Origin of the sequence: Buttiauxella ferragutiae (assembly GCF_022637515.1) — a bacterium.
Taxonomy (GTDB): Bacteria; Pseudomonadota; Gammaproteobacteria; order Enterobacterales; family Enterobacteriaceae; genus Buttiauxella; species Buttiauxella ferragutiae.
Genome location: NZ_CP093332.1, coordinates 884,333 through 910,131 on the forward strand (window position 1 = coordinate 884,333; position 25,799 = coordinate 910,131).

A 25,799-nucleotide genomic window follows, 5' to 3' on the forward strand; every position below is an offset into this window, starting at 1 on the left:
TATCCGACCTACGTGAAACATTTTTGTCGGGTGGATGACGCTGCGCTTATCCGACCTACGTGAAACATTTTTGTCGGGTGGATGACGCTACGCTTATCCGACCTACGCGAAACATTTTTGTAGGGTGGATAAGCGCAGCGTCATCCACCATTGAACGCGAAATTAATTAAGTTCTGGCAACGTATTATTACTCGCCGAATCAATTGGCTGAGCTGCTGGCGTTGGGCTAACTTTCAGGTCTTTTAATAATTCACCCATGCGCGCGGAAATTCGGTAGCCGGACGATATTTCCAGATAACGTAATTCAACCAGGCGGCGTTTAGATGAGAACACTTCGTTTTCACTGTCTAATAAATCCAGCAGTGTTCGTTCGCCGAGGCTGAATTGATCCTGATAAGCGGTACGTACTTTTACACTGCGGTCGGCATATTCTGCCGCTGCCGGTAATTGGTCGCGGGCATTTTTTAATGCCGTCCATGCCAGGCCAATTTCCTGATTCATTTGGCGCAGCGTGTTATTTCTCACGTCCTGTGCTTGTTTTTGCAAATAAGCTCGGGAATCCATCGTGGCTTTATCGCTACCGCCCTGGTACAGGTTGTAATGCAGTTTCACCATCGCTTGCCACTCTTCGGCATGGGCACGCGTGGTATCGGTATCGTTACTCACGCTATGGGCAAGGGAAACATCAACACGCGGATAAAACGTTGATTTTGAAGCTTCATATTGCTGATGGGCGGCTTCAATATCGGCGTTAGCCGATTTCAACAGCGGGTTGTTGGCTTCCATCACCTGTTTAGCGTCCTTCAGGGATTTCGGCAGCTCAGCCGCAATATTCTCAGGCAAGCTCAGGTTTTCTGGCTCTCTGCCAGTCACGCTGGTAAACGATGTTTTGGCATCTTCAAGGTTGGTCTGCTCAGTCAGTAAATTGTTTTGAGCCTGTGCCAGACGAGCCTCTGCCTGCATTAAGTCGCCAGAACGCCCCACGCCTTGATCGGTGCGCAAACGAATCTGGTCGTAGATACGTTCATGGTTGGCTAAATCGTCTTGCGCCAAATGAACATATTCTTCGCGTTGCAACACATCGAGATAAGCCTGAACCACTTCTAATGCCGTGGTTTCGCTAATATTCATCACGCTAAAGGCGCGCGAATCAACGGTGGCTTTCTGGCGGCCCACTTCACTGGTGGTGGCAAAGCCGTCGAAGACATTCTGGTCAAGACTGACGGTGGCATCATTCGGGGAAAGATTCATCCCGTTATTATCACCACCGGCACGTGTCGTCGCGTCATCGAGGTTCTTTTGACCCGCTTCGGCATTTAAATTTAAAGAAGGGAGATAACCGCCGCGTGCCGCACGTAAATCTTGTTCCGCCGAATAGCGGCTATTTACCGAAGCGTTCACTTCTGGATGAGTGGATAACGCTTGCTTGACGGTATTCGGTAAGCTTTCTGCATTAACAGAATGTACAGATAAACAACCCAGGATAAAAACAAAAAACTTCTTCATTTTATGAAGCCTTATTACATGCGTTAACGATATCCCTATATCACGCTTTATATCCCCTTCATTCTTCGAGCTGCATATGCGTTGGCTGCGTTCACTCACCCGAATCACTTACCTTAGTAAGCTCATCGGGATTCCCTCGCTTGCCGCCTTCATGCAACTCGAATTATTTTGGGGAATTCCATTTCTGTTTTTAACACGAAACATCATATCAATTAACACGCGGTGTTTATCTGTCAGGCATTAAACAGACTTTCATTCGAAATGAAATTTAATGTTCTGTAATGTGATGTTTCACTTTGTGTCATTTTTGATTATATTTAGAACTCAGTCAAGCGCACGATAATAGAATTCTAATAACTGTGTTTTTTTCTACATTTATAAATTAGCGCCAAATGAGCAATGTCCATTAATGGGCATTTATGGCTATATTTGGCGATATTTAGTGAATGAAAGAATAATGTTATTAATTATTTAAATTATCGAAAAACAATACTAATAAAATCCAAAATAATTCGAGAGGGTACGGTGAGCAATTTACTCGGTGTAATCAAAGCAGTCATTGGTCAGGTTTATGTCATCGAAGCCGATGGCTCACAGCGTCTCTTGAAAGAAGGTGACAGAATCTACAGTGGTGAGGAAATTGTCACGGGTGCCAGCGGGGCGGTTAGCGTCGCTTTACCGGATGGTAAAACGCTGGATCTTGGGCGTAATAGCCACTGGACAGAGCATGGCCTGAATGCGGTAAGCAGCGCCGCACATGACACGCAAGATGTCGCCGCCCTGCAAAAAGCTATTGCCGACGGTGCTGACCCAACACAATCATTAGAAGCGACCGCCGCGGGTAACCAAGCGCCCGTGCAAATTGAAGGCGGTGGTGGCGGCCATACTCTGGTGCAATTAGATTTAACCGCGCAGGTTGTTGATCCAACAGCCGGTTTTAATACTCAGGGGCTGGGCGCGCCGACCTGGGAACATAACTTACCTGAAGGCGGCTTAAACGCTGGCTCACCTCCGGTTCTACCTCCGCAGGTTCACATCGACGAATTCGCGGGCAACGACGGTTACGTTAACAAAAATGAAATAAACCACGCCCACATTAGCGGCACCAGTAACCAGAAACATGTCACGCTGACTTTCACTGATAGCCAAAAAAACACATTGACGTTTGAGGTGGATGTTAAAGACGGGCACTGGACGGCGGACCCCGATTTAACCGCTCTTGCGGAAGGCGAAATTAACGTTATCGCCACGGCTACGGATATCTCCGGTCGCACCGCGCAAAGCACTACCGATGCGCTGATTGATACCGTCGACCTGCACGACACCATCACCATTGATGATGTTACCGCTGATAACGTGATTAATATCGCTGAATCCCATGAAGCGAAAACCTCCGTTCACGGCACCGTCGGCGGGGATGCCAAACTCGGCGATAAAATTACCCTGTTGGTGAATGGCCACGAATATAGCGACGTGGTTATCGACCTCGGGAATGGCGCACTGGGTTATCGCATCGACGTATTAACCCCAGACTTGCTGACTGACCCAAATATTCACGCCACCGTCACCTCAACCGATGATGCCGGAAACACCACTCAGGCGTCGAGCGATCACCATGTTGATCTCGATTTCGATATTCATAATTCGATTACTATCGAAACCATTGCCAACGATGACATCGTCAACCGCAACGAATCGCGTATGCCGACGATGGTGACCGGTGTTGTGGGCGGTGATGCGCAAGCAGGCGACCCGGTAACGGTGACCGTCGGTGACCGTGATTTCCACGGCGTGGTGGTCAACGATAACGGCCAGTTGCGCTATGAAATCCCGGTACCGAGCAATCTGCTACAAGAAGGCAATAACGACATTCAGGTTCAGGTAACCAGCCATGATGCGGCGGGTAACGAAGCCACGGCAATCGAACACAAGAACCTGGTGCTCGACACCCAGGCTGAAGCCACCGTCACCATTGATAGCGTCACCAAAGACAACGTTCTTAATCACAGTGAACTGGACGCCGCAAAGCAGTGGGTTCACGGCACCGTCGGGGGCGATGCCCGCGAAGGTGATGCCATTGATCTGGAAATTAACGGTAAGCATTACAGCGGAAAAGTCATCTACATCAGCCCGAATCAACTCGGTTACCAGATAGCGGTCGAGCCACACGACTTTAGCAATAACAAGGGTGAAGTGGACGGCTTTGTGAAAGTCAGCGTTAGCGTTATTTCGCACGATGCCGTTGATAACGAAGTGATTGAAAAAACACAACATAAAGTTCAAATCGACAACCACGCTAACGCCACGATCACCATTGATGATGTCACTAAAGACAACGTGCTTAATCACGATGAACTGAATGCGGCGAAACAGTTTGTTCACGGCAATGTCGGCGGCGATGCGCGAGTGGGAGATGTGGTCGACCTTGATATTCGCGGCAACCATTTCACCGGTACCGTGGTGGATTTCGGTAATGGGGAATTAGGCTATAACATTCAAGTCGACTCTGCGGCGTTTAGCCGTAATCAGGGGGAAATCGACAGCAAAGTTAAAGTCCATGCCACCATTAAATCCCACGATGATGTGGGTAACGTGACCATTCAGACCACCGAACACACGGTTTATATTGATAACCACGCTAACGCCACCATCACCATTGACGCGGTCACTAAAGATAACATCCTCAATCACGATGAGCTGGCAGCGAAAACCCAGTTTATTCATGGCGTGGTCGGCGGTGATGCCCGTGAAGGGGATGTGGTTGATCTGGTGATTAACGGCACGCATTTCCGTGGCGAAGTGATTGCCATCGGCAATGATCAACTGGGCTATAACATCCCGGTCAACCCGCGCGTATTCAGCGATAACAAAGGTGAAGTGGACGGCTTTGTCAAAGTGATTGCCAGCGTCAAAGCACACGATGCGGCGGGTAACGAAGTGGTGGAAACCACGGAATATAAAGTTCAGATCGACAACCACGCCAATGCCACCATCACCATTGAGGATCTGACTGACGATAACATCCTCAACCACAATGAACTGAGCGCACCGAAGTGGTGGGTGCACGGTGTGGTGGATGGTGACGCGGCGGTTAACGATCGCGTTGATATTGACATTAATGGCAATCATTTTACCGGGGAAGTGTTTGATATCGGCAATGGTACATTGGGTTACCGCATTCCGGTTGATTCGCGAATTTTCAGCAATAACAAAGGTGAAGTGGACGACAGCGTCAATGTGCACGCCAAAGTGACCTCCCACGATGCCGCGGGCAACGTGACCATTCAGACCACCGATCACACGGTTTATATTGATAACCACGCCAACGCCACGCTGACCATTGACGATGTCACCGCAGACAATATCCTCAACCACGCTGAACTGGATGAGAAAGAGCACATCATCAGTGGCGTTGGCGGTGGCGATGCGAAGCCGGGAGATGAAGTGGTCATTGAAGTTAACGGTATGAAATTCACCGGCTACCTCGAAAATGACCTGAGCTACCATATTGCCGTACCGTCGGCGCAGTTCGCTGATAATAACGGTAAGATCGATGAAAACCTTACGTTCAAAGCGACAATTACTTCCCATGATCTTGCGCATAACGAAATTGTCGTTACCACCACGCACACACTGCATATTGATAACTTTGCGGTAAACGATTTCACCATCGATACCGTGGCGGGCGAAGACTGGGTTAGCAAAGCGGAATCTCAACAGCCTGTCATCATTCGCGGCGATGTCACCGGCGTGGATGCCAAAGATGGCGATCCGGTCGTGGTGCGGGTAGCAGGTGTGGAATATTCAGGTGAGGTGAAAACCGACGCTGGCGGCCATCTGTATTACGAAGTTTCGCTGCCTGCGGGCACGCTTCATGATGGGCTCGTCAATGTGGAAGTGTCTGTCACCAGCCACGATGCGCTCGACAATTATGTCACCACCACGCACACGCACGATATTGCGGTCGACACTAAAGCGGCAGCCAGCATTCATATTGATAAAGTGACGGTTGATAACGTGCTTAATCACGACGAACTGGCGCAGCCCAAAGTGATGATCACGGGTTGGGTGGATGGCGATGCCGCAGTCGGTGATAAGATTGTTATCGAGGTTCATGGCATTCCCTATCCAGGCAAAGTCATTGCTCTGGATAACGGTAAAATTGGCTTCCGTATTGAAGTTGATAGCGGCTCGTTCAGTGATAATTACGGCAAGATTGATACCGATGTGACCTTTAAAGCCACGATCACCTCCCACGACATTTTGGATAACGAAGTCACCAAAACCACCACTCACACCGTCCATATTGATAACCACGCCGTAGGCAATGCGACCATTGATCTGGTGACCGGCGATAACGTTATTAACCACCTCGAATCAAAACAGCAGCACACACACATCACGGGCACCATTACCGGCGAAATTAATGTTGGCGATAAAGTCTTCATCACCGTCAATAACATCAGCTATGAAACCACGGTCATCCAGCTGCCCCATCAAAACGGGGCGTTGGGCTACAGCCTGGATGTGGTCACCAAAGATCTGCTGGCCGACCCTTACCCAACGGTTCATGTGGTGGCGCACGATGCTGCCGGTAACGAAAATCACATCGACGTGACCTACCAGGTCGATATTGATCTGCAAGCGGAAGCGACGATTAACATCGATCCGGTAGCCGGCGACGATAAGATCAACGCTGATGAATCAACTCACGAATTCACCACGGTATCCGGCACCGTCGGCGGCGATGTTAAAGAAGGGGATTATGTCCACCTGGTGATTAACGGCAATGAGCTGACGGCGAAAGTGACCAAAGACGGCAATGGCAATCTGGTGTGGACCAAAGAGGTCAGCACCCACGACCTGATGGTTGATCCGCACTTTACCGCTTCTGTCACCGCCACTGATAACGCCAATAACGTGGCTACCGCGCAGGCGGACAGGACAGTGGAGGTTGATACCAAAGTTGAAGCGGTGATCACCATTGATAAGGTTTCGGGAGATGACACCTTAAATGGTGAAGAGCTCAACCATCACTACACGCTGGTGAGCGGCACGCTGAGCGGTGAAATGAAGCCGGGCGACGAAGTGGTATTGAAGATCAACGGCCATGATTACCCAGGAAAAGTTGAGCAGGATGCTAATGGCGACATGGTTTACCACATCCTGGTAGAAACTACCGATCTTCATCAGGACCCGAATATTCACGCCAGCATCACGGTGGAAGATGATGCACACAACGTCGCTACTGCCACCGCATATCGGCCAATAAATATCGACGATCATGCCGATGCTTCGCTGACCATCAACACGGTTTCTGGCGACGATACTCTTAACCAACTGGATCAAAAATACCCGACCACTACCGTTTACGGCAGCGTGGGTGGCGAAGTCCATCAAGGCGATGTGGTACATGTTTTCGTCAATGGCCATGAATACATCGTCAAAGTTGAACCGCAGAAGTATCTCAATGGCGGCCTCGGTTATTCCGTTGAGGTGAAAACCTCCGGTTTGGTGGCCGACGGGCATATCGAAGCCTTCGTCAGCACCGTGGACAACGCCGGAAACACCATCACGGTACATGCCGATCACGACGTCAAACACGACGACCAGGCAGTTGCCACCATCACCATTGACAAGGTGACTGACGACGATGTGATTAATAATGCCGAAGCGCACCAGCCGCACACCACCATCACCGGCCAGGTGACCGGTGACGTTCATCTGGGGGATCAGGTCACTCTTGATGTTAACGGGGTGCACTACTACGGCGATGTTATCGATCTCGGGACTAAGGGCCTCGGTTACAGCATTGAAGTCAGCACCGATGATCTGATTTCTAAAGAGAACCCGACAATACATGCCTCGGTCACCGGCTACGATGAGGTGGGTAACACCGTGCTGGCTGAAGCCGACCACGATGTGGTGGTTGATACGCGTGCCGATGTCCACATTACGGACGATAGAGCCGATGGTGATAACGAAAACGGACCTGACCATTATTACGTGACGGGGCGTGTCACAGGCCTGGATGTGCAGGAGCATGACCATGTTCTGATAACCATTGGTGATAAGACCTTTGACACCGAAGTGATCAAACTCAAGGGCGGTGGTTTAGGGTTTAACTATGCGGTTTCTCCATTCATTGTCTACGCTCATCCAGATATCCAGATCGAAGTCACCAGCACCGATAAGTTCGGCAACACGACGACGGCAGTTGATCATATCCAGGCGCATCTTCCTGCTTTCGTTAACAATAATGGCAATACCACTCCGCCGGATAACACGCCGGAGCATCACGACAAACCTCATGCGGAAATCACCATCAGCCCGATTGCCGGTAACGATGTTGTCAACCAAATCGAATCTGAGGCAGGTAAAACGGTGATCCGTGGCACCGTCAGTGGCGATGTGCAGCCTGGCGATCACGTCATGCTGCATATTGGCACGCAAAATATTGAGGTTGAGATTAAAGAACGCCCTAATTTGCCTGGTGAATTGGGCTATGAGATTGCAGTCGATACCCAATATTTGATGGATCACCCGGATATTTCGGTTAGCGTCAACGCGCACAATGAAGACGGTAAGACGATGAAAGTGGATGCACATAAAACTGTGCAGGTTGATACCGATGTGACGGCCGAAATCCACCTCGACACCATTGCGGGCGACGACATTATCAACATTGTCGAAGCCCAAAATGGGGTGACTACCGTCACCGGTACCGTCAAAGGTGATGGCATCCATGACGGCAGCAATGTGACGCTGATGATTAACGGTCACCAGGTGACCACCCAGGTGCATACCGACAGTAACGGGGAGTTGAGATTCAACCAGAAAGTCAGCATTGCCGATCTGCGCCAGGACCCGCATGTCTCCGTTAGCGTCACCGCGCATGATGACCAGGGCAACACTTTGACGGTGAGCGACGATAAAACCATCACCGTGGATACGGACGTTTCAGCCAATATCTTTATCGACAAGGTCACTGACGATAACATCCTCAACCTGGCTGAAACCCAGCAGCCAAAAACCACCATCAGCGGCCATGTTTCCGGCGATGTGAAGCCACATGAGCATGTCACGCTGAACGTGAATGGCGTGGAATATAAAGACGTTGAGATTGATGACAACCTGAAATATTCGCTTGATGTCTTAACTGATGATTTGAAGAGAGGCGACACCATCACAGCGCAAGTGACCGGCCATGATGATGCTCACAACATCACTGTCGGTCACGCCACACAGCATTATTCAACCGACCTCGCTGCTGCCGCGACCCTCACCATTAATACCGTTTCTGGTGACAATATCCTCAGCGCCAAAGATCTGGGCGCAGAATTTACCGGGATCAGCGGCACTGTCGGTGGGGATGCCGCAGTGGATGACAAAGTGACGGTGATACTTAATGGCATCCCGTATGACACTAAAGTGATCGAACTGCCGAATATGAACGGGCAGTTGGGCTACTCGCTGGATGTCAAAACTGACGATTTAAAAGTGGAGTTACAAAACCACCCGGATATCACGGTGACGGTATCCGGCAAAGACGACGCCGGTAATGACTTTAGCCAGAGTGCAAGCAAAGCGGTCAGCATTGACGACCACGCCGTGGTGACGCTGACCTTCGATAACGTCACGCAAGATAACATCCTTAACCTTGTCGAAAGTGGCAAAGCCACCACGGAAATTAGCGGCAAAGTCACTGGCGATGTGAAAGAGAATGACAAAGTTATTCTTACCGTTAATGGCCACGAACTGCCAGCAGCGCTGCACAGTGACGGGCATGGTGGGTTCATCTTCAAACTGGATGTGGCTACCTCTGAGCTGCTCGCCGATCAGACGATTACCTACCGAGTGACTGGCGAAGATGACGTCGGCAATACCTTAACGGTCGTCAAAACCAACGACATCACCATCGACCAGCAAGCGGCCAACAGCATCCATATCGACACACTTGCCGGTGACGACAAGGTGAATGCTGCGGAGCATAGCAACCCTACCACCCTGGTCACAGGCACAATCACGGGCGATGCGCAGAACGGCGACACCGTGACGTTAACGCTTAATGGCACACAACTGCCAGGCGTGTATACCCTGCATGATGGCCTGAAAACCTTTGAAATTCCGGTGGATAACCATCTCTTAAAAGAGGGGGATAACAAGATTGATGTCACGCTCACCGGGCAAGATAAGCCTGGTAACGTGGCGACCTCGACTGATACTCACCATATTGAGCTCGACACCCACGCCGACGCGGTGATCGCCCTCGATAAAGTCACCGGTGATAACCACATTGATGGCGATCGCGAAGCCCGTCACACCTTCACCCATATTACCGGCCACATCACCGGTGAAGTGCAGGATGGCGACCAGGTGACGGCAATGATCAACGGCAAGCCGCACCACACCAACATTTACTTAGAAAACGGTGAAATGAAGTATGACCTTCCGGTGCATACCTCGGAGTTTGCGGCCGGGCATAACAACGTGACGGTCATAGTGACGGCGCACGATGCCAGCGGCAACCAAACCCCAATCTACCAGACGGTGGATGTCACGGTAGAGCCACCGCGCCACTCTGACGACCAGCGAACGGACGTTGCAGACAAAGCCCATCACGCGGCGGCGCATGATCATGGTTTAAGCAACCTGTTTGATGACAGCCACGAACCGCTTACCTTTGCGCTGCATCCAGACGGTAAAGGCCTGCAAGGCGGGCAAGATCCTAAAGTCTTTACCGGAAAAGATGACCGCCACGACAGTAAACACGATCTCAGCTCGCTGGCTCATGAACTGCACGAAGTGAGCGACATTGCGCAGCTGATTAAAGGCGGCGCTGAACCTCATGGTGGCAAAGGCGATGCGGCAAACCCAACGCATCCGGTGCATAGCGTGGGGGATATGGGGCAGGATTCACATGGCTCATCGCACTACTCGCTGGGTCACCTCATCGCAAAACCTGAGCATATTACTCACTAATTGATAGTCACCGCCCTTCACCGGGCGGTGAAATCACCGGCAATTTAAGGTATTAAAAATGAATGACGTTCAGCATCGTGAACTACTGCAAAAAAGCGACCTGGAAATGGTACGTGTTCTGGATGACCTGATTTTTCTGTTGATTCAGAAAGGGGTGATCACCATTACCGATTTGCCAGAGATGGCGCAGGTGAAGTTGATGAACCGTGCGCAGGCGCGCCAGGGATTAGGTGGGCTGGAAGATTTATTGAATAGCGACGATAACGGGATTTTCTAGTGATTAAACCACCCTCACCCTAACCCTCTCCCTGAGGGAGAGGGGATTGAACGGTGCGGGCGCTGTCTCTTAGTCACAACTTTGAAGAACAGTTCCTGCCAATTCGGAGAAGGTTCCGTTCACCAGGCGATTTAAGCCGGACCAGAAATTCAAGGTCAAAGTCAAAAACCAGGCCGGTTTTGACCTTGTTCCCGGCTTCAGTCGCACCGTTTTTCACCCTTCAGTTGGGGTCACGTGGTCGGGAACCACGTGAGAGAGCGATCGTCTGGAACGAATCGCGAACGACCCCGAATGTTGGGTGAAAAACGGTGTTTACCGCTTTAGCGGCGATTGATTTGCCGGGCTCCTGGATTATCAAGGGGTTGGCGTTAACACCTTGATACGTTCACCGTTTGCAGGAATTAAAGAGATAACTGAACGCACGGGTGAACGGAAAACCTGCGAGGCTAACAGATCTCGCCCTGACAAGATTGCCAGAGCGAGATGTGACTAAGAGACAGCCTGCTAGCCAGTAGATAAGACGGTCTTCTCCCTCTCCTGTGGGAGAGGGCCGGGGTGAGGGCATTTACCCAAATTAAAACGGCGCAGGCTCCCCCAACAACTGGCCCATCGCGCCGTAAATCCCCACCTCTTGCAACACGCGCAACTCGCCTGCGGTTTCTACACGCTCGGCAATTAACGGCAAATCGATATTGTTGGTGGCACTGTGCAACACATCAATAAACAAGCGCTTATCGCTCTCAATATCAATATGGCGAATATAGCTGGAATCGATTTTCAGATACGCCAGCCCCCACTGCGAGAAATGGCCAATCATATCGAAGCGGCTACCGAAGTGTTGCAAACCCAGCCCACAACCAAACTGATTCAGCGACTTCACAAACACTTCCATCTGCGCAGGCTCCGGCAACTGGTTTTCGTCGAGTTCCAGAATTAACCGGTTGGCTAATGCGGAATTGACCTTCAACGGGTTCAGCAACTGCTTAATCGTGGCTTCATTGGCCAGCGAATGCCCCGACAAACTCAGCGCCAGCGAACCCGGGTAACTTTTCAGCTGCTTCAACGTCAGCGCCAGCATCACCTGATCAAGACGATGGCTCCAGCCAAAGCGATGCACCCACGGCAGGAAACGCCCGGCAGTAATGCTATTGCCGTCTTCATCCACCATGCGCGACAACACTTTGTAATGAATCACTTTCTTCGGATTTTTACAGTCCACTACCGGCTGGAAGAATAACTGGAACTGCCGTTGGCTCAGCGCATTATCAAGACGGGTAAACCACAAATGCTGATCTTCTGTCGCGGCATTGTCGATGGCGGGCACATCGTTTGTCTGATGTGTGGTGCGCGTTTCGGCTTCGATTAATACGCGGTCAGCCTGCACGAACAGCGACTGCGGCGTATCGCCGGAATTAAAAGGCACCATTCCGGTATGCGCCACCGGGTTAATGTCCGACATGCCGGTGGCATAAAATGCCGAAAGCTGCTGGGTGAGGGCATGCTGCAAATTCAGCATCTCGGTGTGCGTCACGCCCGGGCACAGCAGCGCGAATTCGCCGCCACGGATACGCGCCAGAATACTATCCGCCTTGGCGTGCTGGCTTTTCACCACGCTCATCATATCGGCGACATGCTTCAGCAAATTATCAGTATGCGGGCCGCCAAAACGCTGGTTCAGGCCACTGAGATCCTGAATACGCAGTAGCAGCAAATAGCCCGGCGCGGTCTCTTCATCGCTCAAACGCGACTGCATTTGCAGGTCGAAGGCGCGGCGGTTGGCAACACCGGTTTGGCTGTCGAGATAGGCTTCATTGTGCAGACGTTCGCTGTGTTCAGCTTGATCCTCAAACAGCGATTTAAGCTTGGTGACCATCAGGTTCATCGCTTCGACGACACGGCGCAGCTCTGGGGTTTTCGGCAAATCGAGCTGCGTCAGATATTCGCGGCGGGTAATCGCTTGTGATTGCTCCACCATATAATTGAGTGGGCGTAACTGGCGGCGCAACAGCATGGCACCTGCCAGAATACACACGGCGCAACACGCCAGCATCCACAGCAAATTCGCCAGCGTGCTGTCCCATAAACGTTTGATGGCAAACACCGGATTGCTGACCACTTCGACGCGCGCCGCCTGTTGCCAGCCGCGCATAATCGTCGCTTCACCCGCTTGTGGTTTCACATCGACCAGGCCGACAAACCAGTGCGGCACATCCGGGATAGACGTAGACGTGCTGCGCTCCAGAATGGTTTTGCCGTTGCTCTGGTCAACAATGCGAATCGTATTGTAGTAGCCGCTATCAAAAATCGAACTGACCATCAGCTCAATCATCGCCGGATCGTCAACATGCGGGGTCAGCGACAGGCCTAATGCGGTGGCGGCATCCTGAGCATGAGACAGCAGCTGATTAGTATATTGATCCCGCGAACTTTCGAGATTAACCACAAAACTGCCGCTGAAAATAATCAGCATAAAAACAAAGATAGCTATCAGAAGCTGTTTGAAAAGTGACACAGGCTTATCCTATTCATCAATCGGGAATCCTTCTTCGCGCATTTTTTTCAATACATCTTGCCAGCGAGAAAGGTGCTTACTATCCCCGACACGTTTATTATTTTGACTGCCAGGTAACCACAGTCCGCTATCATTAAAAGAGTAAACCGGTAATAAATCTGCACGTTGTGTTGCGGGTAAAATATTATTCGTCAAACTGTCTAAAACCACAGGGATCGCATTAGGTGTTTCATACCAGGTTAATACCATATGCGCGCGATTAAGACGGATGGCTTTAACGTAAGTAATCCGTAGTTTTTCGCCTGAAACACCTAACTGGCGTAATGTGAAATATTTAGCGATTGCATAATCTTCGCAATCTGCTTCCCCTTTACGCAGCGATTCTATCGGCGTGGCCCAATAATCAATATTATTCCAGATATCGCTATCTTCGCGGTAATGCAGCTTTTGGTTAAAAAAGAGATTCACCGCGGTTAATTGTTCAGACTCACTTTTATTGCGTTGCTGCATAAGCAATTGCTGCCAGGCATCAATACGTTTTCCACCCTCAGGGCTGGCGGGGCCATAGAGGTTATCCGCGCGCTGTTGAATGGTGGTGAAATCCCAGGCGGCACGTAACGTGCTGCCCGCAAATATCAACAACACCGCGATGAATATTTTCGTAGGGTGGATTAGCGTAAGCGACATCCACCATTTCCCAGGCTTAATTTTTTAACACCACTTTTTGCGTCAACCACTTATTGGTCAACTGAGTATTCAGTGGTGAATCGAAAATGTGCTCCAGCGTTTTGTCGACAAACGCCACAAACAGCGGATCTTCTTTGCGCATCATGATGGCGTATTTCATCTTTTCACCGACAATCTCATGCGAAACCGTGAATGCTTCAGGCTTCTCGCTTTGGTTGATGAATGGATAAGCCAGGATATCATCCAGCACGACTGCTGCCGTGCGCTTCTGCGCCACCATATCGAAAGCATCGGCCACCGTATCTGAGGTAATAATCGACAGACTAAGATGTTTCTCACGATTTACCCGATTCAACTCTAACAGATCTTTAGAGCCCCGTGGCACGCTAACGGTATGGCCTTTTAAGTCATTAAGCGTCTGAATATTGTTTTGGCGTAGCGAAACAATACGCATATTGGCCGTGTAATAATCAATGGAAAACGACACACTCTTTTGTCTTTCAGGTGCATCGGTATTCACACTGCAATCAAAATCTATTTTACTGGAGTTAAGTGCTGAAACACGCTCGGTAAACAATGTGGGAATATAATGAATGTCGAGCTTTTTCAGCCCCAGCGAATGTTTTATTTCATCAGCGACTTTATTACACAGTGAAATGGTGTAGCCGGATACTTCGCCGCTATTATCCCGAAACGAAAAAGGCTCCAGCTGGCGATAGCCGATATTAATGATGTGGCTTGCTTTGATATGTTCAAGAGTGACGGAAGTGGGGGCGGCTGCCAGATAATGGGGAACACACATTAATGGCAACCACGAAACCGTTCGGAACAACAATTTAAGCCTGCTGGAAAATGTCTTTTTCATATTAGTACACATACTTAGCTGTTGTTGTGGTCAGTGCTTTGAGATCGGCCGACATCGGAATATTAAGATTTATGGCTTTCGGCGGGATCGGTGACAGGAACCAGCGCTGATAGAGTGCGGTAAAATCCTTACTGGTAATCAATGACAGCAACGTTTCATCGAGGAAACTTTTGAATTCATTGTCATCGAGCGGCAGTAATAAACCTGCGGGGATCGGTGGGCTTAACGTTTCATCAGATATTTCTAATGAGTCCGGCTCCGGGGAAAGTGCCAGCATGCCTTTCAGGATCGCTGAACTGGAAACCAGCGCCGGTAATTCACCGCTTTGCACTTCTTCAAAGGCGGCGCGGTTATTGTTATCCAGTTCAATATTTAAGTTGAGATCGTTGGTTCTGTTTATATTATGCAATTGCTCAACATAGATAGTGCCACTTTTGACCAGAATGCTATGGCCGGCTAAATCTTCGATGGTGTCGGTGTGGTTATTTTTACGTGTAATAAAGCGGGTGCTGGAGAAGAAGTAAGGGATGGAAAACTCAGCTTTCTGGTGGCGCGCCTCAGAGTAAAAAGCCGGAATACACATAATATCGGTGGCATGGTTTTTGATTAACACAAACTGTGAGGCGGTGCTGCTTTTTATCCAGCGAACTTTCAGATCTTTTAATTTCAGTTTAGTTTTAATCGCCTCAACGACTTTATTACAAATCTCGATGGAATAGCCTGCTGGCTGTTTGTTTTCAACATAGGAAAAGGGGAAGGCGTCATCCTGGTAGCCGAGCGAGATGGTGTTGGTTTCGGTTATTTTCTCGAGCGTTTTCTTGCTATGCAGGTTGTGCGCCCGGCACAACGGGCTGCTGAGCAGCAGCAGCCCGATAAAGAAATGGCAAAGCAAAGACTTAGACTGCATTGCAAATTTCCCCATCGATGACTCGGTTACCAAAAGTCGGTTGCAGATCTTTTTCTGGTAACGGCCGGCTGTAATAGTAGCCCTGCACATTCTGGCAAGAAATACGCCGCAAAATAGTCCGTTGTTGCTCGGTTTCCACCCCTTCTGCCGTCACGCTCATGCCATATTTTTGCGCAAACTGAATCAGCATCACCACCAGATATTGGCTGGCACTCTCTTTCTCGAGTTTCATAATCAGCGTGCGGGCAATTTTAATACGCGTAAACGGATAAATAAGCAGGTAATCCAGCGCCGCATATCCGGTGCCTAAATCATCCATTGCAATGGAAATACCCATCTCACGGATTTTCTTAAATACCGGCAGGGCAATCGACTGGTCGAGTTTTTCTGATTCAGTGACTTCAATTTCCAGGCGATTAGCCGCCAGGCCGCTCTGTTTCAGGGCATCAATAATAATATCGATTAAGCCTGGGCCATGTAATTGATACGCCGAAATGTTAACCGCCACTTTGGTGGATTCTGGCCACTTAGCCGCCGCCATACAGGACTGGCGAATAATCCATTCGCCAAGACGGATAATTAAACCGGACTCTTCGGCGATATTAATAAAGTAGTCCGGGTAAATCATCCCCTTGGTCGGGTGATTCCAGCGGATCAGTGATTCGTAGCCACAAACGGTTTCATTTTCCAGATCGATAATCGGCTGGTAGTGCAGGACAAACTCATTGTTATCAATGCCGTTGATGATTTCCTGATTCACAAACACGCTATTGGTGTGCTTCATCATCATGCCATCTTCAAAGAAGTGGTAGCAGCCACGGCCACTATGCTTTGAGGCATACAAGGCGAGGTCGGCGTTAATCATCAGCGTGGTCGCGCTGTTACCCTGATCGGGGGCGGTAACAATGCCGACGCTGCAGCTAATGGCGAATGTGTTGGTGCCGTAGGTGAATGGAATACTCAACGCGCGGACAATTTTTTGCGATAGCGCGCCCGCTTCCTGGCAATTGTCTGCTTTCACGCTCTGCAAAATCGCAAATTCGTCACCGCCTAAGCGTGCGGCAAAATCCATTGGGCCTAACAGCAAAGAAAGACGCTGTGCCACGCCGATCAGCACTTCATCACCCGCCGAGTGGCCGAAGGTATCGTTCACCGGTTTGAAGTTATCCAGATCAATCAGCAACAGGTTGAATAGCTGCCCGTTCTGATTCATTTCACGGATACATTTATCCAGCGCCTGGCTAAAGGAAGCGCGGTTCGGGAAACCGGTCAGTGAATCATGGTGCGCCATGTACTCCATTTTTTGCGACATATCCTGCATGCGTTGCAGGTAATCACGCTCCACCATCGCAATACGGAGTTTTTCAATCGCTGCTGCTAACCGGCCGATTTCGTCATCCTGATCTAAGTAAGGGGTTATGTGGTCGGTTTGCTCATGAGCAATGCGCGTCAAAGAGTTAATCAACAGCGGTACCGGGCGGAACAGACGGCGCATAAACAGCGTCACCAGGGCCAGCGTGCCGAGCAGAATCAGCGCCAGAATCACCAGCGTTTTTTTGAGCATCGCGTCATAAGCCGCGTACAGCTGGCTTTTGTTGCCAATGCTGCTGATCAAACTGCCAAGGATTTCGCCTGAAGGCGCAAGAATAGGGACGGCACTGATAAAGCACTCTTTGCCGTTGATGGTGGCAAAACCAATATAGTAGTTAACCAGTACATCAGTGGCGCGGTGTCCCTTGAAGCGGATACTGGCGTCTTGCGATTCTGAGTTGTTGCTGATGCCCTGGAAGCCTTTTTCAGGCGTGTAAAGGAACAGCCAGGTCGGGTTACGGGTTTGCACTGATGCCAGAGCCAGCACATCGACAGGGTTGTAGCCGGTTTGGATTACCGAGTCGGGGTCACCCAATTTGTGTTCAGAAACAATGCGGGTTATTTGCCCCGTAGAGCTGGTCCCCACCGCGACATTGGTATACACGTTACGCACGATGTAGGTCATTATCTGGGCATTCGCTTCAGCCTGGTGTACCCATTGCTGGTAAGAGAAGCTGTCAATCAGCCCCCAGCCTGCACAGGCTCCCGCCCCAAAGGCAATAAGGATACCCGCCAGCAAAAACTGGGTAATTTTCCCGGCAATGGAATGGTGCCAACCTTTTACGCCTTTGAGCGAGATAAAACTTTTAGCCACTGATTACCAGCTTCCTGAGAATGATACTTGGGTTTGTCGGGGCTGTCGGATGACGCTGCGCTTATCCGACCTACGGTTATGGTTTTGTCGGGTGACGCTGCGCTTATCCGACCTACGGTTATGGTTTTGTCGGATGACGCTGCGCTTATCCGACCTACGGTTATGGTTTTGTCGGGTGACGCTGTGCTTATCCGACCTACGGTTATGGTTTTGTCGGGTGACGCTGCGCTTATCCGACCTACGGTTATGGTTTTGTCGGGTGACGCTTCGCTTATCCGACCTACGGTTAAGATTTTGTAGGGTGGATAAGCGCAGCGTCATCCACCGTTTATTAGCCGATTATTATGTGAGTTTTTTATTAATAGAGTTGTGTGTTGTATCAACAATAAATAACGGTTGTGTAACATCACTGCTGAAAAAATAAATAAAGACAAAACACGCGGCAGGACTATAGATAACCCTGATAGTCAAGTCAATCATTAAGAATACCCTTCAAACATTAATTGTTCTGTTGATTGATTCTCTTTAACAATGGCGTTAAATAAAGACGTTTGTCGCTGTTTGTTTTTGTTCTGCAATCCACAATATAAGACAGTTTTATATTACCGTTAAAATAAATATATTACTAACTATCAATATGTTAGGTTATTTTTGTGTTGTGCTTAATTAATTATCACCGTACTAATTAATGTCCATTTTTACCTATAAATGACTGTTCTTTTCTGAACAAAAAATGAATACAATCCAAAACGTTTTCAGTGTGCCGATGATTTTTAAGATTCATCATCTTCGGTATTATTAAAAAGAATAGTTAAAAATTATAGTTGTTAATTACTTGCTAATTTAACAGCGTATTTGTTTTTTTTTGATTATGTATTCTGCAATATTCTGTCCATTCTCCAAATCACATAAATAGCACTCTAAAGCATACAACACGGGTTAAATTCTTGGACTCTATAGCGAGCGATAGCACAGCGCATACTAATAAACGGTGGGGTTTACCGTTGATTCTTCCCTGCCTGCTTTACGCACTGGCGCAACTGCTCAGCAGCCATCTCATCGTTGATGACCAGGTTCTGGTGGTCTATGACCTCGAATTAGCGGCCATCTCCGCCGTACTGGTATTGTTTGGCTACCGCGCCGTAGCAGGCCTGGCTTTGCTCAGCGTATTAACCCTGTTATTGCGCCCTCTGACTGAATTTTATGAGCTGCTTGGCTATCTGGCCGCCGCCTTGATTAGCTATTTCTTCTATGCCAAAAGCACCGGCTGGCGTAGCCCATCCAGTTTTGGGCGCATCATTCTCACCAGTCAACGGCTCATCTGGCTGTGCTTGTGCAACGCCTTGCTCAATACCGTGTTTAGCGAAGTGGTCTGCCTGTTTACCACTTATCATCCCTGCGCTGCGATGGCGTTTGAGCATGTGTTTAACGCGGAAACGCTGGTCAGAATCCAGGGGGTGATGAACGGCTGCGTAACTGGTATTCCGCTGTTTTATACCGTGTTAAGGATTATCTGCCGCCCGAAATATGCCGCGATATGCCTGAAGTCTATCGGCGCACAGTTTTCAGAAAGCGTCGGGTACATCCGTTTTACGCTCTGGGCGGTATCGCTGCTTGTCTTGATGATTTTTCTCAACATCCCTTTCAAAGACAACGTCTTTTTTACCTTTTACAGCCTGATCCTGATTTTCCCGCTGATGCTGTGGAGCTCAGTGCGCATCGGCTATCTCTTCACCGCGCCAATCTGGACGGTGATGCTTATCATTTTGGCTAAGAATAACGAAAACTACATTGCCCTCAACGACGACTTCATGTTGCACCAGGTGCTGGTGTCGACGGCTATTTTTGTCTTTACGCTGACCATCGTCATCATGGGCGTATTGTCCAGATTCAATAAGTTACGCTTTGATCAGCTGCTGGAAATGGGGTTAACCGACCCGATGACCAACATGCCGAATCTGCGTGCCTTAAAGGCGGATATTAAACAGTCGCCACACTCCACGGTTGGCCTGATTCAGGTTCCCGAAATGGAACTTTTCTCGCGCCGTTACGGTTTGCACTTTCGCGCCAGATACCAAAAAAAGCTCGCCGATCACCTGCGTAGCAATCTGCGAGGCGATGAGAAAATTTACTACCACGCGGGTTATGGCCTGCTGCTCAAGCTTGACGACCCGAGCTGGGGAAGGCTCAGCCTGCTGTATCAATCCGCCAACACCTTTCGTTATTCACATAACAATCAGCAGCTTGGTTTCCGCAGCGGCCTCGGCTATTGCCGGGCAACTCAGTTCTGTAATGACGTTTACAGCCTGACCGGAAAGCTGGGGATTGTTTCCGGGCTGTCGCTGGTCAATGGCAAACCTGAAAACCTTGAAGCGCAGTCCAGCCGCATTCTGGAAAGTTACATCGTCGGGCGCACTGATATTCGTACGGTGCTCCAAAAAACGCTGGATAACGACGCCTTCGTGTTAATGGCGCAGCCGATTGTCAGCACCCGTGGCGAAGAGCGCTACCACGAGATCTTGCTGCGTATGCTGGACGAAGAAGGGCGCTTTATTCCGCCGGACCGCTTTTTGCCAGTAGCGACCGAAGCGGGCCTCGCGCCGGATATCGATCTTTGGGTGATCCGCAACACGCTAAAAACCATGCAGCAGCAGCCGGATCGCAGCTTCTCGATCAATCTCGCACCGGTCACGGTGTGTCGCGCCAGTTTTGTTCACAGCGTGCAGTTGCTGCTGGCCGAGTTTGGTGTGGATCCGCAGCGCATCATCTTTGAGATAACCGAAGCAGACGCACTGTCCGATACCGAACAATCGCAGAACACCGTGCGTTCGCTCAAAAGCCTCGGTTGTCGGGTAGCAATTGATGACTTTGGTACCGGTTTTTCCAGCCATGCGCGGTTACGTGATGTCAGCGCCGATATTTTAAAAATCGACGGCTCGTTTATCCGTGAAATTACCGAGAGCGAAGTCAGCCACTACATTGTTGAGTCGTTTTGCCATGTTGCAAGAATGAAAAATATGCAGGTGGTGGCCGAATATGTTGAGAACGAAAGTATTCAGCTTTGCCTGGAAAGAATGAATGTCGACTGGTTGCAGGGTTATCACATCGGTAAGCCAGTGCCTTTGCTTACGCTTGTGTGATCCGATGGTGTCGGGGGCGCAGCGTCATCCACCAGTTTTGATTAGTTGTAGGGTGGATAAGCGAAGCGTCATCCATCAGTTTTGATTAGTTGTAGGGTGGATAAGCGCAGCGTCATCCACCAATGAACAGCAATGAAACGAACAGCAGAACCTTCTTACACCACAATAAAAATGGAAACCCATGAGTCACTTATTTAAATTCAAGCGTCAGGAAGAGGCTGAATATTCCGCTACCAGGGAAAGTGGTCTGACAGCATGGCTGCATAAGTTACACGTGGGTGTCGCCATGAAGCTGGGGTTGATGCTGGTGGCGTGTATTGGCGTGTTGCTGGTTGGCGCGTCATTTCTGCTGTCGAATTATTTATCGAAGCAGCTGGAAAGCAATGCGCTGGAAGTGCTGCGTTCCAATACCCGGATATTCCATAACAATATTCTCACTGAATATAAACGCGTGACGCGCGACGCTGAACGCTACAGCAACGTTTATATCAACAACTATCAAAATATGTCTTCGGTACCGCTGCACTCAATGGATGCCGAGCCATTAAAAGCGCTATTAAATGACAAAAGCATTAATGCTCATTTCACTGAATTAACCAGTGTATTTGCCTCGACCTTTGTCCGCGAAGGCGATCAATTTGTGCGCGTCTCTACCTCGTTACAGGGCAAAGAGGGACGAATTGCCACCTCCACCGTCCTCAGCCACGACAACCCGGCGCTGGCCGAATTAGCCAGAAATAAACCTTTTACCGGCGTGGTGGTGTTATACGGCAAACAATTCATCAGCCATTACGAACCGATTGCCGATAAATACGGCCAGGTTGTCGGGGCGGTGGCGATTGGTTTTGACGTCAAACTGGCGCTGCAACCGGTGATTAAAGAGCTGCTGGCGGTGCATATTGGCGAAGGTGGTTACGCCTACGTGCTGGATGCCGGATTTAACCCAGGCCACATGGTGGCTCACCCAACATTAGCCAACCAGAACGTCGAGAATATTACTGACGCCCACGGCTACAAACGCTATGCCGATATTCTGGCGCGCAAAAACGGCACCATTTATTACGAAACCGTTAGCGGCTACGGCGCGGCACCGCGCAAGCGAGTCTCGGTGTTTGAGCATATTGAAGGGATCAACTGGATCATCGCCACCACTAGTTACGTGGATGACGTTGCCAAAAGCAGCAATCTGGTGCGTAACAGCCTGTTGCTGTTTAGCGTGCTGCTGATGCCGGTGATTTTGCTGCTGATTGCCGGAACCAGCCGTATCCTGATTTCCCGCCGTTTAAACAACGTGCTGAAAGTGTCGCAGTCTATTGCGCAGGGCGATCTGAGCGTTGATGTGCATGTTGATCACAACGATGAAATCGGTGATTTGCTCAGTGCCAATGAGAAGATGCGCGCCTCGCTGCATGCGCTGGTGGGCGAAGTGGTTTCCCATGCGCATCACGTTCATGAAGCGGCGTTAAACATTACCGAAGCGGTAGACGGGCAAGCCTCAACCAGTGTCGAAACCTCTTCGTCGGTGGCGGAAATTACTTCGACGATGGAAGAGTTGTCCGCCTCCTCAACGCAGATTGCCGAGCATTCGCGTGCGGTGGTCGATATTGCCAACGTCACGCTGGAAGACTGCAACAAAGGCTCCGACTCGATGGGTGAGTTGCTGACCCGCATGGCCGACATCGACAGCGACAACCAGCAAAGCATGCGTGAAATCATGATGCTCGGGAACAAGTCCAAAGAAATCAGCCGCGTGATGGTGATCATCAACAACGTGGCGGATCAAACCAAACTGATTGCTTTTAATGCGGCACTGGAAGCATCAAGTGCCGGTGAATCTGGCAAGCGTTTCTCAGTGGTGGCGGCAGAAATTCGCCGCCTGGCCGATTCAGTCACCGAATCGACTTTTGAAATTGAGAACAAAATCAGCGAGATTCAAAACTCGATTAACCGCCTGGTGCTCAACGCCGAAAAAGGCAGCAACAGCATTAAAGCGGGCACCAAAGCCTGCAAAGTGAGCGCCGACCGTTTGCATGACATTGTGGCGACCGCAGAACAAACTTCGACGGCGGCGATGCAGATTTCTCTGTCCACTCAGCAGCAGAAAACGGCGAGTAATCAGGTGGTGATGGCGCTGCGTGAAATCGTGGTCGCCAGTAATTACACCTCGCAATCCATCAAAGACATTCTTTCAATTAGCCAGGATATGACTCAGCTCTCCAAAGAGCTGAACCAGGCCACCGGGTCCTTCAAATTGACGGATAACCCTGATGACCCTACCTAAAATCCGCGTGCTGATCGTCGATCATGGCAGCGAGTCGCGAGACTCGCTGATCCGCCAGCTTGAGATGAATAAGAACATTGTCGTGGTCGGGCAGGCGGTGCAACGCGAACAGGCGGCGAGCCTGGTGCAAAAGATGGCGCCCAATCTGCTGGTGCTGACTTTAGGTGCGCCCGATAGCGAAAACGTCGAAACCGTCGAAACCATTATGGCGACCTGTGCGATTCCCATCATGGTGATGCGTTACTACGCCGACGCGCAGTGGGACACGGAATACATTACCCGTGGCGCGCTGGCGGTGGTCGACAACCAGGGGGAATCGCTGCAAGCGACCCAGGCTCTGCATCGCCAGGTTGAAATGCTGGTGGGCGTAAAGGTGATTCGCCATATCCAGGGGCTGCGCCATCATGCCGAGCCGCCAACAAAACCCGCCAGCGTAACCGAAGCCCCGCATCATCAATGGCCGTTTGTGCTGGCGATTGCCTGCTCAACCGGCGGGCCGCAGGCTTTGAGCAAATTGTTGCAGGCGCTACCGGCGGTGTTTCCCTGCCCGATTATCATCGCCCAGCATATCGCTGACGGCTTTGCGAAAAGCATGGTGCAGTGGCTGGATAGCGTCACCGAACTGGAAGTGCGTCTTGCCGGGGAGAATGACATTTTGACCGCGGGGCGGGTGTATATCTTGCCGCCTGAGCACCATCTGGTGGTTAAAAAACACCATCGTTTAGCCACCATTCCGCGCAAGACGAGTGATGTTTACCACCCAAGCTGCAACTTGCTGTTGGAGTCGGTAGCGGAAGTGTATGGCGAAAAATCCGTAGGGCTGATCATGACCGGTATGGGCAGCGACGGTTGTCGCGGCATTGAAGCCATTTTTCACAAGGGCGGTAAAACCCTCGCGCAAGATGAAGTCACTTCCGTAGTGTTCGGCATGAATAAATTCGCCATCGATAAAAACGTCATCCACAAAATTTTGCCGCTGGAAAAGCTGGCGGGAGCGTTGCTGGCGATGGCTCATCAAGGGAAATTCGAGGGCAAATTGCCATGATCCCCAATATTGCGGACTTCAAAGCGCTGATCAAAGACAGAGTCGGTCTGCATTTTTTTAACGGCATGGAAGGGTTGCTCAACACCGCTTTGTTGCAGCGTATGGGCGAGCGCGGGAAAGAGAGCAGCGAAAAGTACTATGAAAAACTCTGCGTCTCGACCAGCGAGTTCGACAAGCTTCTTAGCCTGCTGACCATCAACGAAACCTACTTTTTCCGTGAGCCGGAAGTGCTGGATATGGTCTGCGACACGCTGGTGCCGAGAATGCTCGAGCAGCGCGGCGGCCCGGTGCGCATCTTAAGCGCGGGTTGTTCATCCGGTGAAGAAGCTTACTCGCTGGCGATTAAACTGCACCAGAAATACCCCGACCATTTTGCCGCCCGTGTGGAAATTCACGGTTGCGACATCGACACCAAAATTCTCGACAAAGCGCGCGCGGCAAACTATTCCAGTTATTCGTTTCGCGGTGTTGATCCGCTTTTGCAGCAAAATTATTTCACCCGCAACGGCAACCAGTTCCAGTTACACGATCTGATTCGTAGCAAGGTGACGTTCCACCGTTCGAACATTGTCAAAGAGCAGCTACAGCCGAAGTTCGACATTATTTTGCTGCGCAATGTCTCGATCTATTTTGATGACGAAACGCGGCGTCTGCTGCAATTCAATTTGCTCACCATGTTACAACCCGATGGCGCGCTGTTCTTCGGCAATGCGGAAACGCTGGCCAATAACTTTGGCATCCTGAAATTAAAGCAGGAACACGGCCTGTTTTACTTCTGCCAGCCGAAAATTTCCCGTGCTCAGGTCGCCAGCGCCAGCGTGAAACCCGTCGTTATGCCTGCCGCTGCACCTTGTGTTGCGGATCCCGTTCGTGCCACGCAACAGTGTGAAATCTGGATTAAAAAGGCGCTGGAGTGTGTGGCGGAAAAACGCTTTTCCCAGGCCGAAGAGTGGATAAGCCAGGTGCTGGATTGCGATATTCATCATCAGGAAGCGTTGGTTATCAAAGGGGCGATTGCGCTGGAAAAATGCGAGTTCGAGCAGACTGCGCAAAGCGCGCAACACGTTCTGGAACTGGATGAATGGTCGGCAGAAGCGAAAATGCTGCTGGGGCTGGCAATGATGTGGCAGCACCACACCCAGCAGGCGATTGCCTGGTTTAAACAGGTGGTTTATCAACAGCCTGGCTACTGGCCCGCGCATTATTACCTGGCGGAAATGTATCGCCAAAGCGAGCTGTATCGCCCGGCGCTGCGCACTTACCGCATCACTCTGCAATTGCTCAATGCGGAATTGAATAACACCAGCAACGCCTGCGCACTGCGGCTGCCGCTGTCATTTCCGAGTAATTCGTTTCGTTTTCTTTGTGAACATCAGTTGGCGCAGTTCACCGGTCAGGATGGGCAATAGAGA

Annotated in this window: 12 protein-coding genes; 6 read left to right on the forward strand and 6 right to left on the reverse strand. The window is 50.2% G+C overall.

Going from position 1 to position 25,799, the window contains the following annotated elements; all coding sequences use genetic code 11:
* Positions 1–162: 162 nt before the first annotated feature.
* A complete protein-coding gene (locus MNO13_RS04065) occupies positions 163–1,506 on the reverse strand; it encodes a TolC family outer membrane protein (RefSeq protein WP_064543689.1) in 1,344 nt (447 codons plus the stop codon).
* A gap of 525 nt (positions 1,507–2,031) precedes the next feature.
* On the opposite strand from MNO13_RS04065, the gene MNO13_RS04070 reads away from it, so the two are divergent.
* Positions 2,032–10,488, forward strand: coding sequence for a retention module-containing protein (locus MNO13_RS04070; RefSeq protein ID WP_241939561.1), 8,457 nt, complete (start codon positions 2,032–2,034; stop codon positions 10,486–10,488).
* Between the two features lie 58 nt (positions 10,489–10,546).
* Positions 10,547–10,765, forward strand: a complete 219-nt coding sequence (locus MNO13_RS04075) for a hypothetical protein (protein WP_064543693.1) — start codon at positions 10,547–10,549, stop codon at positions 10,763–10,765.
* Positions 10,766–11,339: 574 nt separating this feature from the next.
* On the opposite strand, the gene lapD is transcribed toward MNO13_RS04075, so the two are convergent.
* Genes lapD through MNO13_RS04100 form a run of 5 tightly spaced genes read right to left on the reverse strand, consistent with a single transcriptional unit; the run spans position 11,340 to position 17,921 of the window.
* Entirely contained in the window at positions 11,340–13,277 is a 1,938-nt protein-coding gene (lapD, locus tag MNO13_RS04080; RefSeq protein WP_241939562.1) for a cyclic di-GMP receptor LapD, read from the reverse strand.
* Positions 13,278–13,286: 9 nt separating this feature from the next.
* On the reverse strand, positions 13,287–13,964 hold the full coding sequence (gene lapG, locus MNO13_RS04085; RefSeq protein WP_133522181.1) for a cysteine protease LapG: 678 nt from the start codon (positions 13,962–13,964) through the stop codon (positions 13,287–13,289).
* A gap of 16 nt (positions 13,965–13,980) precedes the next feature.
* Positions 13,981–14,829 (reverse strand): amino acid ABC transporter substrate-binding protein, encoded by an 849-nt coding sequence (locus MNO13_RS04090; protein WP_064543700.1) that lies wholly within the window; start codon positions 14,827–14,829, stop codon positions 13,981–13,983.
* Between the two features lies 1 nt (position 14,830).
* Positions 14,831–15,736 (reverse strand): amino acid ABC transporter substrate-binding protein, encoded by a 906-nt coding sequence (locus tag MNO13_RS04095; RefSeq protein ID WP_241939563.1) that lies wholly within the window; start codon positions 15,734–15,736, stop codon positions 14,831–14,833.
* Positions 15,726–17,921: a putative bifunctional diguanylate cyclase/phosphodiesterase gene (locus MNO13_RS04100; RefSeq protein ID WP_064543703.1), complete on the reverse strand. Its 2,196-nt coding sequence runs from the start codon at positions 17,919–17,921 to the stop codon at positions 15,726–15,728. The genes MNO13_RS04095 and MNO13_RS04100 overlap by 11 nt, the downstream gene beginning before the upstream one ends.
* Before the next feature lie 1,004 nt (positions 17,922–18,925).
* Between MNO13_RS04100 and MNO13_RS04105 the strand changes: the two genes are divergently transcribed.
* From MNO13_RS04105 to MNO13_RS04120, 4 genes are all read left to right on the forward strand, one after another.
* Entirely contained in the window at positions 18,926–21,061 is a 2,136-nt protein-coding gene (locus MNO13_RS04105; protein ID WP_238392782.1) for an EAL domain-containing protein, read from the forward strand.
* Between the two features lie 181 nt (positions 21,062–21,242).
* Positions 21,243–23,342, forward strand: a complete 2,100-nt coding sequence (locus MNO13_RS04110; protein ID WP_121814970.1) for a methyl-accepting chemotaxis protein — start codon at positions 21,243–21,245, stop codon at positions 23,340–23,342.
* A complete protein-coding gene (locus MNO13_RS04115; protein ID WP_121814971.1) occupies positions 23,329–24,387 on the forward strand; it encodes a chemotaxis protein CheB in 1,059 nt (352 codons plus the stop codon). Before MNO13_RS04110 ends, MNO13_RS04115 begins: the two co-directional genes overlap by 14 nt.
* Positions 24,384–25,796 (forward strand): CheR family methyltransferase, encoded by a 1,413-nt coding sequence (locus MNO13_RS04120; RefSeq protein WP_241939564.1) that lies wholly within the window; start codon positions 24,384–24,386, stop codon positions 25,794–25,796. The genes MNO13_RS04115 and MNO13_RS04120 overlap by 4 nt, the downstream gene beginning before the upstream one ends.
* Positions 25,797–25,799: the final 3 nt, after the last annotated feature.